Source organism: Rhodovulum sp. MB263 (assembly GCF_002073975.1).
Taxonomy (GTDB): Bacteria; Pseudomonadota; Alphaproteobacteria; order Rhodobacterales; family Rhodobacteraceae; genus Rhodovulum.
The window spans coordinates 802,161-817,646 of the sequence record NZ_CP020384.1 but is presented as its reverse complement, the minus strand read 5'-3'; the positions used below and the strand labels follow the sequence as shown (position 1 = coordinate 817,646).

Below are 15,486 nucleotides of genomic sequence, written 5' to 3'. Positions count from 1 at the left end.
TCGACCTCTGGCTCGGGCGAGAGCTCTCGGCTCACCGAGATCGCGCCCGAGTGGGGGGATATATGCACCGCGCCAGCCGGGCCGGGACTTTTCCGGCAGCCTGTTCGCCCCCGCTCCGGCCTCAGATCAGCAGCACCAGCATCAGGATCGAGGCCAGCAGAAGCGCCATGCCGAGGATCTCGGCCGCGCGCAGCTTCTCGTGGAAGACCAGCACCGAGGCGAGGATCGAGAAGATCAGCTCGATCTGACCGAGGCTGCGGACATAGGCCGCGTTCTGCAGCGCGAAGGCGGTGAACCAGCCCGCGCTGCCCAGCATGCCCGTCGCGCCCACCGGCAGCACCGACCGCCATTTCCGCGCCACCCGGGCCAGCTCGCCGGGTTCGCGCCAGGCCATCCAGGCCGCCATGGCCAGCGTCTGCATCGCGGTCACGCAGCTCAGCGCCACCAGCGCCCGCATGAGCGGGTCGGCACTGTCGACCTGCAGCGTCGCACCGCGATAGCCGATGGCCGACAGCCCGAAGAACCCGCCCGCCAGAAGACCGAGCCCCAGCGCGCGCCAGGACATGCCGCCCCAGCCCCCCGGCGGGCGCGACAGCGCGATGACGCCCAGCACCCCGACGGCGATGGCCGCCATCCCCGGCGCCGAGACCGGCTCGCCCAGCAACAGCGCCGAGAAGGCCGCGACCTGGATCGCCTCGGTCTTGGTGAAGGCCATGCCGACCGCGAAGGAGCGCTCCGAGAACAGCGCCACGGTCGCGAAGGTGGCAATGATCTGCGCCAGCCCGCCGGTCGCGGCATGGGCCCAGAAGGCGGGCGCCATGCCGGGCAGCGCCTCGCCCCGCAGGGTCAGCAAGACGGCAAGCCCCAGAACCGCCAGCGGCGCCGCGAAGACGAAGCGCGAAAACGTCGCCCCGGCGGTCGAGAGGCCAAGCCCCTTCAGCCGCTTCTGCAGCATGAAGCGGACGGTCTGCACCGCCGCCGCCCCGATCGTCACGACCACCCAGAGATCCATGGACGTCCCCGATGCGCCCGCCCCGGTTCCCCGGCGCGCCGTTTGTTCCGCGCGGCCGGGACCCAGCCCGTTGCCCCGCCCGGTGTCTTCCCCGGGACCGTCGGAGCCGCTTTGCTCAGATCTGTTTTTCGGGCAGCTGCACGATCAGCCCGTCCAGCGCCTCGGTGACCTTGATCTGACAGGTCAGGCGCGAGCGCTTGGGATCGGTGGCATAGGCGAAATCGAGCATGTCGGCCTCCATGTCCTCGACCGGCGGCAGCCGGTCGACCCAGTCGGGATGGACATAGGCATGGCAGGTCGAACAGGCGCAGGCCCCGCCGCAATCGGCATCGATGCCGGGCACGCCATTGTCGCGGGCACCTTCCATCACGGTCAGCCCGTTGGCCACATCGATGACATGCTCGGTGCCATTATGTTCGATATAGGTGATCTTCGCCATGACTGCCCCTCGCATTCGGCTATCGGTCGGGGCCGGAATAATCGAGCTTTGCCGCTTTTTCCAGCGAAAGCGGAGCCGCTGGCCCCTGCCGCCGCCCGGCGCGTGCCGAAGGCATTTTCTTCCCCGCCACGCGATGGCATTGTCGCCCCGTCCAGTTCCGGAGACGCCGATGACGACCCAGCCCGCACCCCCTCCTGCCCACCTGACCCTCGACGATTGCGGCCCGGACGACCTGCCCGGCGTGCATGCGATCTATGCCGAGGCGGTCCGGACCGGCACCGCCAGTTTCGAGCTTGTCCCGCCCGAGCTTTCCGAGATGCGCGCGCGCTGGGAAAAGGTGACGAAAGCGGGCTTTCCCTGGCTGGTGGCGCGGGCCGGAGAGCGGGTCGCGGGCTATGCCTATGCCAATACCTTCCGTCCGCGTCCGGCCTATCGCGGCACGGTCGAGAATTCGGTCTATGTCGACGCGGCCTTTCGCGGACAGGGCGTGGGGCGGGCGCTGCTGGCGGCCTTGCTGGCGCGCTGCGAGGCGGCTGGGTTCCGGCAGATGGTCGCGGTGATCGGGGATTCGCAGAATAGGGGCTCGATCGCGCTGCACCGCGCGCTCGGCTTCGAAGATGCGGGCGTGCTGCGGTCGGTCGGCTGGAAACATGGCCGCTGGCTCGATTCCGTGGAGATGCAGAAACCGCTCGGGCCCGGCGACACCACTGCATTTGACGGCTTGTCCGGCGATTAGCCGCAACGGCGATGGAGCGGCAGCGCCGACGCCCCCGAACCGCTCCTGACGTGCGGCGGGGCGCCCCGGTTGTCCGGATGCTGCCCCCGGCCCGGCCTGTCGTCCCGGCTACAGGGGCAGTCTGCGGGGACAGACTACCGAGAAGGAACCAGCCCGGCACCACCAGCCGCCCCCGGCATCACCCGCAAGCCGTGCGAAAGGGCCGGACCGCCGATCCGGCGCTGAAAGGCCCCGCTCCCTGCTCTGAGACGACCATCCGGCCGGCCGGGAGCGCGGGAACGCGGCATCCCTTCCTTTGACAGTTTGCAACATCTGGTCCAGCGGACGCTCCTGAGGGAAGGGAAGCCGCAAAAGCACAGGCCGAAGCCCGCAATGCCCCCGACATATCGGGACGTAGCGGGAAGGAAGCCCATGACAGACATGTCCGACATGAAGCGTCGTTCCTTCCTGAAACGCAGCGCGCGGGCCTGCCGCATCGCCGAAAGCGGCACCCTGGCCGCGCCCGCCGTGCTGGCCGGGACACCAATCGTCGTGAAGATGCAGACCTCCTGAGGGGCATCGAACATCGGGGACGAATTTGCCCTCCTATTCAACCCGCTGTGTCGAGGAAATGTCGGACAGCTCGAGATCGACGCGTTCCCATGGGTGCCGTGGTTGCGGCCTTCCAGCTGAGGAATGCGGTCGATGACGGGATGCTCGACGCCTCGCATCCGATCTGCACCTATTGGTACGGCAAGAACAAGGCGACCTCGCTCTTCGGCTCCGAACCGGTCTTCGGCGGCTCTGCCAGCAGGATGCCGAGCTGGTTCCAGGAGGGTGGCGGCGACGAGCTGTTCCGCAAGCTGCCCCAGGACGTGATGGGGCTCGAGGTGATGAGCTTTCCGGTCTTTCCGATGCCCGCCCAGCCCTTCGGCTGGATCAGGGGCAAGGTCGGCACCCTAGCCGATCCGCAGGGCTTCAGGTTCCGCACGCTGGGGCTGGCCGCCATGCTGGCCGCGCTGCGATCCGGTCTTCGCCAGCGGCATCCTCTGCGTGGGCGCCTCCCCTGGCATCCTGATCTCGACCTCGCTCCTGCTGATCGTCGATGCCGCGGCCACCAATGCCTCGATCGCGCGCCTTTACGGCTGCGATCCTGCCCGGGCTGATGCCGGTCGGGCGCTATCTCGTCTATATCGTCGGCCGCTCGATCCTGCAGCCCTCAGCCGTGCCGCGCCCGACCGCGGCCGGGAACCCCGATAGGCCCGTCGCGCGGCTTCAATGGAGGATCGTGACCTGCTTCCTGCCGCTGGCGATGCTGATCGCGGCGGTGCCGGGCTCGATCATGTTCGGGCGGGCGGCACCAACCGAGGCGGCCCCGGCAGGCGGGCTGGCGCTGGCCCTCATCTGTCGCGCGCTCAGCTGGCGGCGGCTGCGCGAAAGCGTCTATCTGGCGTCCGCATCACGGCGATGGTCTGCGGGCCTTTCGTCGGCAGCCACACCTTCCCGGCGGTGGCCTCCTATCCCGGCGGCGGGCAAATGATCTGCCAGATCGTCGAGGGCCTGAACCTGACGCCGGTGCGGTTCCCGATCCTCGCCTGGCTTGTCATCGTCCTCCCGGGCGGGCCGCTTGACTGGCCCGAGATCGTCATCCTCTTCGCACCGAGTTTCCTGCCGCTGCCGGTGCATTTCGAGATCGACACGCTGTTCTTCGGCATCCTCGTCGCGCTGGACCTGCCGACGAGCTTCCTGACCCCGCCAATGGCGATGCCGGCCTGTTCCCTCAAGGACATCGCGCACGCCCGGGCTGCGGCTGCCCGGGATCGCCCGTTGCGTCATGCCGGTTCTCGCCTGCGTGCTGATCTCGATGGTGCTGATGTACGTCCTGCCGCAGATCGTCTACCTTCGGCCCGAACTGGTTTGCGGATGAGGGCGCGGGCATGAAGGATCTCGAGACGGCACTGGATCTGGGGGCGGTCGAGCTGCGCGACCGGCTGGCACGCGGCGCGCTGTCGGCGCTCGATCTGGTCGAGGCCTGCCTGGCCCGGATCGCCGCGCATGAGCCCGTGATCCGCGCCTGGACCTGGATCGACCCCGATCACGCCCGCGAACAGGCCCGGCGGCTCGATGCCCAGCGCGCCTCGGGACGGGCGCTGGGGCCGCTTCATGGGCTGCCGGTGGGGCTGAAGGACGTGATCGACACCGCCCGCATCCCGACCGGGAATGGCTGCGCGCTCGATGCCGGCCGGGTGCCCGCGCGCGACGCCTTCGTGGTCGAGCGGCTGCGGGCGGCCGGCGCGCTCATCCTCGGCAAGACGGTGACGACCGAGCTGGCCTTCCTGCATCCGGGCAGGACCCGGAACCCGCATAACCCTGCCCATACGCCGGGCGGCTCGTCCAGCGGCTCGGCTGCGGCGGTGGCCGATGCGATGGTGCCGCTGGCCATCGGCACCCAGACCGGCGGCTCGGTCATCCGCCCCGCGGCCTTTTGCGGCGTGACCGGGTTCAAGCCGACCTTCGGGGCGATCCCGCGGCGCGGGGTCTTGATGCAATCGCCCCATCTCGACACGGTCGGGGTCTTTGCCGCCGATCCGATGGGCGCGGCACTGCTGGCCGAGGCGCTGTTCGGCTTCGATGAGGCCGACCCGGCCACCAGCCTCACCCCGCCGCCGCGCCTGCTCGACACCGCCCGCAGCGCGCCGCCGCAGGCGCCTGTCTTCGCCTTCGTCAGGCCGCCGGGCTGGGAGCGGGCCGATCCCGACACCCATGCCGCCTTCGCCGAGCTGACGGCGGCCCTTGGCGATCAGGTCTTCGCCCTCGATCTGCCGCAGGCTTTCGAGACCGCCGCAGAGCAGCGCGCCCGGATCAACATGGCCGAGATGGCGCATCACTATTCCCGCTATGACCGCGACGGGCGCGATCTGCTTGGCGCCGAGACCCGCGACGCCATCGACAGGGGCGCAAGGATGCCCGCACGGGACTATCTGGCCGCGCTCGACTGGCCGAAGCTGCTGAATGCGGGGCTCGACGAGATCTTCGCACGCTGCGACGCGATCCTCTGCCCTGCGGCGCCGGGCCCGGCCCCCGAGGGCATCGGCACGACCGGCGATCCGATCTTCAACGGGCTCTGGACGCTCTGCGGCACGCCCGCGGTGACGGTGCCGATCCTGACTGCGGGGAACGGCCTGCCGATGGGGGTGCAGCTTGTCGGCCCGCGCGGCGACGATGCCCGGCTGCTGCGCAGCGCGCAATGGCTTTACGACTGGGCCGCCGGGGGCTGACCCCCGGCCCTGCAAGCGAGGGACCGCCTGCTGGCCGTCGAGGTGCCGCATCCCGACCTTCGGCAGGCGACCGGCCCTGCCCTTGCGCCGGTCGCGGCCGATCTGCTCCTCGCCGCCCGGTCAGGCCGCGACTGCCCCTTCGCAAGACCGCTCGATCGGGCCTCTTCCTATGACGAGACCGACAAATGCCGGATATGCCGCCCACCGGGTCGCATGCTAGCATCCGGGCAGGCCCAAGGTGGAGTCACGAGGAAAGCACGGGGGAGGATCGCGGGCCGCAAACGGGGAGAGTGCCCTGGAGGGAGGAGAGATGAAGACCACCTTGACCGGCGCGGCCGCATGGCTCGCCCTTGCGCTGCCCATCCTCGCGCAATCGACGGATGTGCCCGACAATCTGGAAAAGCTCGGTAATTTCCGCACGACCGGCACCACAGATTTCACCTATGTCGAGCAGGACGACCCCTATGCCGACGGGATCCGCCGCACGCTCGAGCGGATCACGCTGCCCGATGGCTTCCGGATCGGGCTTTACGCCGTGGTGCCCGATGCACGGCACATGGCGGTCGGACCGCAGGGCATCGCCACCTTCGTCGGCACCCGCAAGGACAAGGTCTGGGCGGTGACCGACCGCAACAAGGACCGCGTCGCCGACGAGGTGAAGGATTTCGCGCCCTCGCTGACATTTGCCATTCCGAACGGACCCTGCTTCTCGAAGGACGGCTTCCTTTATGTAGCCGAGCAGAACCGCGTGCTGCTGTTTCCGGCCGCCGAGTTCTTCTACGAAAGCCCCGATGTGGCGGCCTTCAGCCTGGTGCCGCAGGGCGCGCTGATCCCGCCCGGAGAGGAAAGCTACAACCACAGCGCGCGGGTCTGCAGGATCGGCCCGGATGGCAGGATCTATATCTCGCTCGGCCAGCCCTTCAATGTCGCGCCAAGGGACAAGCTTGAGCTTTACCGTGAACTGGGGATCGGCGGCATCATCCGGATGAATACCGACGGCACCGGGCGCGAGGTCTATACCCATGGCATCCGCAATTCCGTCGGGCATGATTTCGACCCGGCGACGGGCGATCTGTGGTTCACCGACAATCAGGTCGACGGTATGGGCGACGACATCCCGCCGGGCGAGATCAACCACCAGACCCGGATGGGCCAGCATTTCGGCTTTCCGTGGTATGGTGGGGGCGATGTGCGCACCGATGCCTATGCGGGCGAGGAGGTGCCCCATGAGGTGGTGATGCCCGCGGTCGAGACGGTCGCCCATGCCGCCGATCTGGGCATGACCTTCTATACCGGCGACATGTTCCCCGAAGAGTATCGCGGCGCGATCTTCTCGGCCCAGCACGGGTCCTGGAACCGGACCGAGCCGATCGGCGCGCGGGTCATGGTGACGCGCATCGCCGGGGATGGCAGCGCCCGCACCGAGCCCTTCGCCGAGGGCTGGATCGACGCCAATGGCGAATATCTGGGCCGTCCGGTCGATGTGGCCCAGCTTCACGACGGCTCGCTGCTGGTCTCGGATGACCTGGCGGGCGCGCTCTACCGGATCTGGTATGACGGGATGTGAGCCACCCCTTCCCGCCGGGGCGCAAAGGCAGAGCGGCTGACCCGGCCCTGAAGGCACGCGGATCCTGGCCGTCACGGCCCGGCGGGCCTGACCGAAGCCGCCCACCGCCCGCGGATCCGGGCCCGCGCCGGGCGCTCTGCTGCGCCTGGGCCCGGGATCGCCGGACAGGCTGCCCCCCGGATGATGAAACGGGGCATGCTAGGCCCTCAAACTGACCGGGAGCTGAAGAACCAAGGCCCTGATTGCACACAATGAATTGCGTTGTCCCCACCCCGGGGCAGGCGCAGTCTGCGCTCCGTCCCGGCGCCCTGAACGCGCCCGAGCCAGCAAGGAGACGGAAATGTCCGATACCAAAGCCAGCCCCCCCGCAACCACCGAAACCTATTCCTTCCGGCAGAAACTCGTCCATTGGGCCGTGGTCGTGCTGGTCGCCGCCCAGTTTCTTGTCTTCGACGCCATCGGCCGCGATTTCGGCCGCGGCATGAGAACCGGGGACTGGGTCTATTCGCCCGCCGCCACCGGCCATATCCTGTTCGGCTTCGCGATCCTCGCCCTGATGGTCTGGCGGCTCAAGCTGCGCCGCGACGAGGGGGTGCCCGCCCTGCCCGCCGCCGAACCGGGCTGGGCTGCGACGCTGGCACGCCTGAGCCATGCCGCCTTCTACCTGATGCTGCTGGCGATGCCGGTGGCCGGCGCGGTGGCCTGGTTCCGGCAATCGGGCAACGCGGCCGAGATCCACGAGGCCGCCGCCACCCTGCTGATCGCGCTGATCGCGATCCATGTCGCGGCTGTCGCGCTGCACCAGTTCCGGTGGAGAAGCAACATCCTGAGCCGGATGATGTGAGCCGGAACGCGCCTCCCGTGCCGACCTCTCCCTGACCGGCCGGGAGGCGCGGTCTGCGGCCCGATCTGCCCGCGGGCCATGCCCCTCCGCCCGGGCCTGTCTGCAGTCAGGGGATACCCAGACCGGCTGAGGCCTGTTTCAAGATCGAAAACCGAGGCTTTCCTTAGCCGAAGCCCCGTCCCGATGCCCTGTCCCGATGCGCAACGGGCGCTGCCCCCCTTGCTGGGGGGAGCGACAAATCGACAGCGGATCATACAGGATTTCGGGCGATGTTGGCGCTCGCGACGGGCCATGGTCATCCAGCCGCGCCGAGCCGGTCTGTCGCTCTGCGCGGCAGGCAGGCCCAGAGCCAGATCATCGCAAACTGGCACGAGCGTTTCAGGCGTCTCTGTCTGGCATGCCGGAGCCTCCATTCCCGGCCTCCGCTCCAACGGCGCAGGCAGGTCCGTGACCGGGGCGCTCATCGGGGAGGCTCCTCCGGTTCAGCCTGGATCGGCAGCCCTTCCAAGCCCCCCGATGGCCATCGAAAGCGATACCACGCTCCCGGAGATCACCCGAAGAGGTTCGCCATGGTGCCGCCATCGGTCCCAAGACCCTGGCCGACGCCTGCTCTCGGCAAGTCGCCAGTCTCGCCCGGACCAATGCCGCGACAAGGCTCGTTCCATGTGACAGACGCCGATGGGACAATGCCTGCCTCGCAGAGGTCCGGGCATGTCGTCTTGGGTCTCCGGTCGTCTCGGGAAGCCGTGCCGCTGCAGGCACCGAGCGGGTCGGATGCGGGACCGGGAGCCGGAGAGCATGACGCCCGTCCTTCAGGGGCGGCAGTCTGTGCCGGTGGGACGCAACCCCGATGACGGCGCCGGCTTCGCTGCGACCGGCCGGGCGCGGTTGCCTTGATCCGGTCTGACGATCCGTAGCCGTCTCGCCCTTGGTCACGTGGCGACCATGTGCCGGTCCTTTGGAAAAACGCGTCACTGGATCCTCTGCCGATCCTCCGTATTCCCGGCGCGGCATCGCGATCGTGCTGCTCTGCCGGCCCGCGTGGCGGTGGCACTGCCGTGACGCATTCGATCCGTCATGCGTCCGGCCAGTCGGACCCCTCCGGCCCGTCCGGCGACCGGATCTCCGGTCAAGCCATGGGATCAACCAGCTAGAGAACCTCCTCGAGCCGGTCCCATTCGGCGTCAGAGCCCGGCAGCCCGAGACGCAGCCAGCCCGAAGAATAGGGAAAGATCCGCGACCAGATCCATGACCGGGCCAGCCGGGCCTGGGCCTCGGCCGCATCCTCCGTCTCGTAGAGCCGAAACAGCGCCGTTCCGCCCAGCGGCCGCCAGCCCGCCGCTTCGGCCAGCCCGTCGGCGCGGGCCGTCTCGGCACTCAGACGCGCCCGGCTTTGCGCTTGCCAGCCCGCATCGGCCAGGGCCAGCGCGCCCGCCTCGAGCGCCGGTCCCGAGACCGCCCAGGGTCCGGCCCGGCCCGCCAGCCGCCCGATCAGCGCCTCCGGCCCCAGCGCAAAGCCGAGCCGGAGCCCCGCAAGCCCGTAGAACTTGCCGAAAGAGCGCAGCACCAGCACATTCCCGGGGCAGGCGCCGGGCAGCAGCGACAGCTCGGGATGCGGATCGGCGAAGCTCTCGTCGACGACCAGAACCCCGACGGTGGCGGCAATGTCATGCAGCGTCCCGGGCGAGAATCGCCGCCCGTCGGGATTGTTGGGATTCACGATCACCGCCAGCGCCGCCCCCGCGAGCGCCTCGGCCCCGGCAACGGTCTCGACCGCACGGCCCACCGCCTCGAAAGCGCCGCCATATTCGTTATAGGTCGGCCCCAGCACCCGCACCGCGCCCCTGGGCGCCAGCACCGGCAGCAGCTGGATCGCCGCCTGCGCCCCCGCCAGCGGCAACAAGGGCCAGACCGTGCCATAGGCGCTCTGCGCCGCGGCACAGAGGCGCTCGATCGCGGCCCGGCCCGGCAACTCGCACAGCGCCGCAGCCGAGGCGGGCGGCGCGGGATAGGGCACCCGGTTGATCCCGGTCGAGAGGTCGATCCAGTCGCCGGGCGAGCCGCCGAAACGTGCCATCGCCCCGGAAAGATCGCCCCCATGATCGCGCCCGTTCACCATGCCTTACCCTCCGAAACTCCAGACCAGCGCCGCCAGCCCCAGCGCCAGCCCCGCCATCGCCCTGACATAGAGCCAGAGCCCCCGCCACAGATCGCCCGGCCCCGGGTCGGGCGCATCCGCGTTCAGCCAGGGCTCGTCGCTGACCCGATCGCCATAGACCCGCGGCCCCGACAGCCGCAGGCCGAGCCCGCCCGCCATCGCAGCCTCGGGCCAGCCGGCATTGGGCGAACGATGCGCGCCCGCATCCCGCATCATCGTCTTCGCCGCCCGGACCGGATGCCCGGCCGCGAGGCAGAACAGCCCACCTGTCAGCCGCGCGGGCAGAAGATTGACCAGATCGTCAAGCCGCGCCGCCACCCGGCCGAAATCCTCGTAGCGCGCGTTGCGATGCCCGATCATGCTGTCGAGCGTGTTCACCGCCTTGTAGCCCGCGATCCCCGGCAGCCCCAGCAGAACGCCCCAGAAGACCGGCGCCACGACCCCGTCCGAGGCATTCTCGGCCAGGCTTTCAAGCGCCGCCCGCGCCAGCCCGGCCCGGTCGAGCTGCGCCGGATCGCGCCCGACGATCATCGAGACCGCCGCGCGCGCGCTCGCGATATCGCCCGCCGCCAGCGGCCTTGCGACCCGGGCCACATGGTCGAAAAGGCTGCGCGAGGCCACCAGCGGCGCGGCCAGGATGCCGGTCAGCACGGCACCCGCCCAGCCGCCCGGCAGGATAAAGGCCAGCGCGCAGGCCGGCAGCACCGCCGCCAGCAGCGTGAGCGCGACCGCAAGCGCGCCCCTCCGCCTGCGGGTCGCGGGCGCGTCGCCGGGCCGGTTCATCCGCACCTCGAGCGCAGCGATCAGCGCCCCGATCCAGGTCACCGGATGGCCGATCCGGGCATGAAGCCGGTCGGGCCAGCCCATCGCCGCCTCGATGGCCAGCGCCACCAGCATGGCCGCCGCGCTCATCGCCTGCCTCCGCCGGTCCGGAACCGAAGCACCTGCCCGAGCCCGGCCGCGCGCAGCGCCGCCTCGGATCCGGACGGGGCCGTGCCCGGCGCGAACAGAAGCCCCTGCGCGGTGCCGGTATGGGCCGCGACCACTCCCAGCGCGCCGAGGCGCCGGCCCAGATCCAGCAGCGGTGCCGGGTCGGGACCACCGCGCAGGGCATGGCAGCGACGCGCACTTTCAGAGGCCAGCCGCGCCCGCCCGGCCGGATCGGGCGTGACCCGCCAGGCCTCGACCAGATCCGTGATGTCGGCAAAGGCGGTATCGGCCGGATCGGTCCGCCGGCCCCCGCCGCAAAACCCGCCCACCACCTCGAAAGCGGGTTCCGGCGGCAGCCGACCCAGCACCCGTGCCGCGCGCGGCGCCCAGAGCAGGCGCCCGGGCGCGGGATACATCAGCGGATCTGTCGCGCCTTCCAGCGCGAGGCACAGAGCGGCTTCCTCTCCGGCCGAAAGCGCATGCGGGGCGAGGCAGCGGATCGTTGCCAGCAACGCTGCGGTCGAGGCCCCGGCCCCGCCGCCGGGCGGCATGCCCGCGCGAAGGCGAAGCCTGCCGGGCCCGGTCCCGAGACGGGCTGCAAGTGTCATGAGCTGCGCCCGGCTCAGGACGGGGCGCCCCCCCTGCCAGAGCCCCGGCATGCGCCCGGGCAGCCGGACCGCGCGCAACTCCAGCGCCGGACAGGGCACCGTCACCAAGGCCAGCGGCCCCCCGGCCCCCAGCCGCCCCTGCAGGAATTCACCGAAATGCCCGGCAACACGGGCGCTGCGGCGAATGTTGGCGGCGGGACGCCGGACAGAGGCAGAGGACAGGCAAACGGGCATCGAAACATCCGCGAGGCAGGACCGACCCTCGCAATGGCATTCCCTGAGAGGGGATGCAACGGCAGGACGTCACCGTCACCCCTGTCGCGGCCGCGAAACCGGCCCGGAAGACCGGAGCATCGCCCGGATCTGCCATCGGCCTGCCCGTCGGACTAATCGGCCTTCGCGATTGCCCCCGAATGTCCGAGCGCGCGCATTCCTCCGCGCGGTCTGTCCGAACAGGCTCCGGGCCCCGGCGCACCCACCCTGTGACCTCACCGACCGGGGCGCCGAGTTCCGAGCGCGGATGGGTTTTTGTCGTCATCGGTCAGAGGCATTTCGGTTGAGACACCGACAGATCGGATCGACCGCCTGTCGCCCCCTTGCGCCATCGGCATGACGGCCCGGTTCGACGACACCCCCTTTGCGAAGCGATCAAGTCGGGTCGCCCGGGAGAAGAGGCGAAAGACAGGCGACACTATATCAAGACGCGGTCGGAAACCCCGGATTTGTCGCCCTGAGGTTGCATCCGGGCATGGCGACTATGACCAGGACGGGATCAGGCGGCCCTCACCTTCGCTGCGCATTGAACAGACAGGAACGGAGGGAATCGACCTCAAGCGCTCTGACCGAAAGACGCTTTCTGACATCGAAAATGCGAAGAGCCGCTCCGGATATGACCCTGTCCGGGCGCCGCGCGACGTCGGAACGATACCCCGCAAGGCGGTGTAAACGCCGGAAACCGGCGCGCTAGAAACGATGCGTTGGAAATGGTAGCGGAGGAGGGATTTGAACCCCCGACACAAGGATTATGATTCCTCTGCTCTAACCAACTGAGCTACTCCGCCAAGAGTGCGCGCTGAGTAAGGGAGGCGGCCGGGGGCGTCAAGAGAAAATTCGAAGGAAATCCGGGCCGCGAGCCGCGTCATTCCGGCCGGGCGGATTCTTCGCGGTGCGGCTGTTGCTGCGGCCCGGTTAGGACACCGCCGGGCGCCGGGAGAAGCCTGCAATGACAAGCATGCCGCTCCGGGGCGGGCCGGAGGCTGTCAGCGCCTCCGGACGGCAAAGGTCGGCCCGGGCAGGTCCGCGACGCCCCTCGCCCGAAGAAGGGCGTGACGCCGGAAATCGTCATGGTCGGGCAGGAGAGCGAGAGCGACGGGTCCGCACCGGCAGCATGCCCATGGACCGGGTCGGCACCGCTCCGGGCAGGCCCCGGCCTGAATGCCCTGGGCCCGACATGGATAGGCCACGGGCCGCCCGGAGGCGCGCTTTGGGCCCGGTCACCGCAAACGACACGCGCTGCGTGCCTTCGGGCCCGCGCCAGCACCCTCCCGGTGCGCCAGCGTCGCCCCCGCCCGCAAGGCAGCGCCGGTCGACCGTTTCACGCCTGTGCCGTCCCGGTTGGTGACGCGCGGTCGCGCAGGGGGGCGCCGCTCGGCAAAGGCAGGCAAAGGATCGGACGCCGCCGCGAAAACCGCGATTTCGAAGGCTCCGGCCGCGTCTTCGGGATGAGGCAGCCGTCACCGGTCCCCACGGCGCGCGCCCGGGAAAGCCGCCGCGGCGATGCGATTGGCGACGGGCATGGGTCTTGTTCCGGGTCAAGGCGGGCGTCCCCCTCAGGGCCGGGGCCTTCCGCGGCGACAAGACAGACCCGGCCCGCAACGGCAGAGGACGGACGATGACGCGTCGGGGCAGCGGCCCAAAACGCATGGTCCTGCATCGCGCCCCGGCCAACCGGCGAAAGGCCGCAGGCTTCCGTCAGGTCACGGTTCCCGGCGCTTCGGCATCTCGCCCATGACGTGTAGGCTGGACGAACATATGCCGAAGAGGGAGGAGACCGAGATGCCGAACTGGCCGATTGCCCTGCTGCTCTGCGCTTTTGCCGGGGCAGCCATCGCACAGGAGGCGGCCGATGCCGTCGCGCCCGAAGCCGCTTCCACGACCGCGGCCGAGGCCTTTGCCGGGATCTCGCCCGAGGCCCGCGCCGCCTGGGACAGCCGCGAGGCGGGCCGCCCGACCGAAGCCCGGGACTGGATGGTCGCCGCCGCCAATCCGCTGGCGGTCGAAGCGGGCGCAGCGATCCTTGCCCGGGGCGGCAGTGCCGCCGATGCCATGGTCGCGGTGCAGACGGTGCTGGGGCTGGTCGAGCCGCAATCCTCGGGGCTTGGCGGCGGCGCCTTCTTGCTGTGGTACGATGCCGAAACCGGCGAGCTGACCACGCTTGACGGGCGCGAGACCGCGCCCCTGGCCGCGACGCCGCAATTGTTCCAGACCCCCGAGGGCGAACCGCTGGCCTTCTATGACGCGGTCGTGGGCGGGCGCTCGGTCGGAACGCCGGGCACGCCGATGCTGCTGGAAGAGGCGCATCGGCGCTGGGGCCGGATCGCCTGGCCCGATCTCTTCGAAGATGCCACCCGGCTGGCCGAAAAGGGCTTTCAGGTCTCGCCCCGGCTGGCAGAGCTGGTCGCCGGCGATGAGGCGCGCCTGCGCCGCCACCCCGCGACCGAGGCCTATTTCTTCCCCGGCGGCGCACCCATCGCCGCGGGCGCGACGCTCGTCAACCCGGCCTATGCCGACACGCTGCGCCAGATCGCGCGGGACGGCAGCCGCGCCTTCTATACCGGCGCCATCGCCGAGGATGTCGTCGCGGCCGTGCGCGGCGCCCAGGACAATCCGGGGCTGCTGTCGAGCATCGATCTGGCGCTTTACCGGGTGAAGGAACGCGCCCCGGTCTGCGCCCCCTATCGCGGGCACGAGATCTGCGGGATGGGGCCGCCCTCTTCGGGCGGGCTGACCCTGGGCCAGATCATGGGCCTGCTCGAACCCTACAATCTGGCGGCGCTCGGTCCCGAAGCGCCCGAAAGCTGGCGGCTGATCGGCGACGCCTCGCGGCTCGCCTTTGCCGACCGGGGCCGCTACATGGCCGATGCGGATTTCGTACCGGTGCCCGCGAAAGGGCTGCTCGACCCCGCCTATCTGGCCGAACGCGCCAAACTTCTGGAAGGCGACGACGCGCTGCCCGAGACCGCCCCCGGCAGGCCCGAATGGGATCATGCCGGGCTTTGGGCCGATGACCGCTCGATCGAGTTCCCCTCGACCTCGCATATCTCGATCGTCGATGCCGAGGGCAATGCGCTGTCGATGACCACGACCATCGAGAACGGATTCGGCTCTCGGCTCTTCGTGCGCGGCTTTCTGCTTAACAACGAACTGACCGATTTCTCGTTCCAGACCCATGAGGACGGCCGGCCCATCGCCAACCGGGTCGAACCCGGCAAGCGGCCGCGCTCGTCTATGGCGCCGACCATCGTGCTGACCGAGGGCAAGCCCTCGCTGGTGATCGGCAGCCCGGGCGGCAGCCGGATCATCGGCTATGTCGCGCAGGCCATCCTGGCGCATCTGGACTGGGGGATGGATGTGCAGCAGGCGGTGGCGATGCCGCATCTCGTGAACCGCTTCGGCGCCTACGATCTGGAAGCGGGCACATCGGCCGAGGGTCTTGCCGAGCCGCTGACAGCCCTCGGCTTCGAGGTCGGGGCGCGCGAGCTCAATTCGGGGCTGCATGCGATCTCGGTCAGGGACGGGCTGCAGGGCGGCGCCGATCCGCGCCGCGAGGGCATCGCGCTCGGCCGCTGAGACAGGCACCGGGATTGTGCGGGGGCCTTTGCCGGGCCGCCCGAGGAAAGCCGCAAGGGGCCAGGCCGCAAAGTGCCCCCCTTCGG

The 15,486-nt window shown here is 70.0% G+C and carries 14 protein-coding genes and 1 tRNA gene; 9 read left to right on the top strand and 6 right to left on the bottom strand.

The window, feature by feature from the left end:
* Positions 1-121: 121 nt before the first annotated feature.
* The gene (locus tag B5V46_RS03930; RefSeq protein WP_080615378.1) at positions 122-1,012 is read right to left on the bottom strand and encodes a DMT family transporter; all 891 of its coding nucleotides are present in this window, start codon (positions 1,010-1,012) and stop codon (positions 122-124) included.
* A gap of 115 nt (positions 1,013-1,127) precedes the next feature.
* A complete protein-coding gene (locus B5V46_RS03925; protein WP_080615377.1) occupies positions 1,128-1,451 on the bottom strand; it encodes a 2Fe-2S iron-sulfur cluster-binding protein in 324 nt (107 codons plus the stop codon).
* Positions 1,452-1,620: 169 nt separating this feature from the next.
* Between B5V46_RS03925 and B5V46_RS03920 the strand changes: the two genes are divergently transcribed.
* The 8 genes from B5V46_RS03920 (at position 1,621) to B5V46_RS03900 (ending at position 7,855) form a co-directional block, all read left to right on the top strand.
* On the top strand, positions 1,621-2,187 hold the full coding sequence (locus tag B5V46_RS03920) for a GNAT family N-acetyltransferase (protein ID WP_080615376.1): 567 nt from the start codon (positions 1,621-1,623) through the stop codon (positions 2,185-2,187).
* Positions 2,188-2,598: 411 nt separating this feature from the next.
* On the top strand, positions 2,599-2,739 hold the full coding sequence (locus B5V46_RS19580) for a hypothetical protein (RefSeq protein WP_155773931.1): 141 nt from the start codon (positions 2,599-2,601) through the stop codon (positions 2,737-2,739).
* A gap of 89 nt (positions 2,740-2,828) precedes the next feature.
* Positions 2,829-3,332, top strand: coding sequence for a hypothetical protein (locus B5V46_RS20380; RefSeq protein ID WP_231119218.1), 504 nt, complete (start codon positions 2,829-2,831; stop codon positions 3,330-3,332).
* Positions 3,287-3,706 carry a hypothetical protein gene (locus B5V46_RS20375; protein WP_231119333.1) on the top strand — a complete coding sequence of 140 codons (420 nt, stop codon included), beginning with the start codon at positions 3,287-3,289 and terminating at the stop codon, positions 3,704-3,706. The genes B5V46_RS20380 and B5V46_RS20375 overlap by 46 nt, the downstream gene beginning before the upstream one ends.
* Positions 3,634-4,107, top strand: coding sequence for a TRAP transporter large permease subunit (locus B5V46_RS20370; RefSeq protein ID WP_231119280.1), 474 nt, complete (start codon positions 3,634-3,636; stop codon positions 4,105-4,107). Before B5V46_RS20375 ends, B5V46_RS20370 begins: the two co-directional genes overlap by 73 nt.
* On the top strand, positions 4,104-5,444 hold the full coding sequence (locus tag B5V46_RS03910) for an amidase (RefSeq protein WP_080615374.1): 1,341 nt from the start codon (positions 4,104-4,106) through the stop codon (positions 5,442-5,444). The genes B5V46_RS20370 and B5V46_RS03910 overlap by 4 nt, the downstream gene beginning before the upstream one ends.
* Positions 5,445-5,754: 310 nt before the next feature.
* A complete protein-coding gene (locus B5V46_RS03905; protein ID WP_080615373.1) occupies positions 5,755-7,011 on the top strand; it encodes a sorbosone dehydrogenase family protein in 1,257 nt (418 codons plus the stop codon).
* 340 nt (positions 7,012-7,351) lie between these two features.
* Positions 7,352-7,855 carry a cytochrome b gene (locus B5V46_RS03900; RefSeq protein WP_080615372.1) on the top strand — a complete coding sequence of 168 codons (504 nt, stop codon included), beginning with the start codon at positions 7,352-7,354 and terminating at the stop codon, positions 7,853-7,855.
* A gap of 1,150 nt (positions 7,856-9,005) precedes the next feature.
* Here the strand turns inward: B5V46_RS03900 and cobD are convergent.
* The 4 genes from cobD to B5V46_RS03880 form a co-directional block, all read right to left on the bottom strand.
* Positions 9,006-9,974 carry a threonine-phosphate decarboxylase CobD gene (gene cobD, locus B5V46_RS03895; RefSeq protein WP_080615370.1) on the bottom strand — a complete coding sequence of 323 codons (969 nt, stop codon included), beginning with the start codon at positions 9,972-9,974 and terminating at the stop codon, positions 9,006-9,008.
* A 3-nt stretch (positions 9,975-9,977) separates the two neighbouring features.
* Positions 9,978-10,925, bottom strand: a complete 948-nt coding sequence (gene cbiB / locus B5V46_RS03890) for an adenosylcobinamide-phosphate synthase CbiB (RefSeq protein ID WP_080615368.1) — start codon at positions 10,923-10,925, stop codon at positions 9,978-9,980.
* Positions 10,922-11,785 carry a hypothetical protein gene (locus tag B5V46_RS03885; RefSeq protein WP_080615366.1) on the bottom strand — a complete coding sequence of 288 codons (864 nt, stop codon included), beginning with the start codon at positions 11,783-11,785 and terminating at the stop codon, positions 10,922-10,924. Before B5V46_RS03885 ends, cbiB begins: the two co-directional genes overlap by 4 nt.
* 750 nt (positions 11,786-12,535) lie before the next feature.
* Positions 12,536-12,612 (bottom strand) — tRNA-Met (locus B5V46_RS03880).
* Between the two features lie 994 nt (positions 12,613-13,606).
* Between B5V46_RS03880 and ggt the strand changes: the two genes are divergently transcribed.
* On the top strand, positions 13,607-15,400 hold the full coding sequence (ggt, locus tag B5V46_RS03875) for a gamma-glutamyltransferase (RefSeq protein WP_080617939.1): 1,794 nt from the start codon (positions 13,607-13,609) through the stop codon (positions 15,398-15,400).
* The last annotated feature ends 86 nt before the right edge of the window (positions 15,401-15,486 follow it).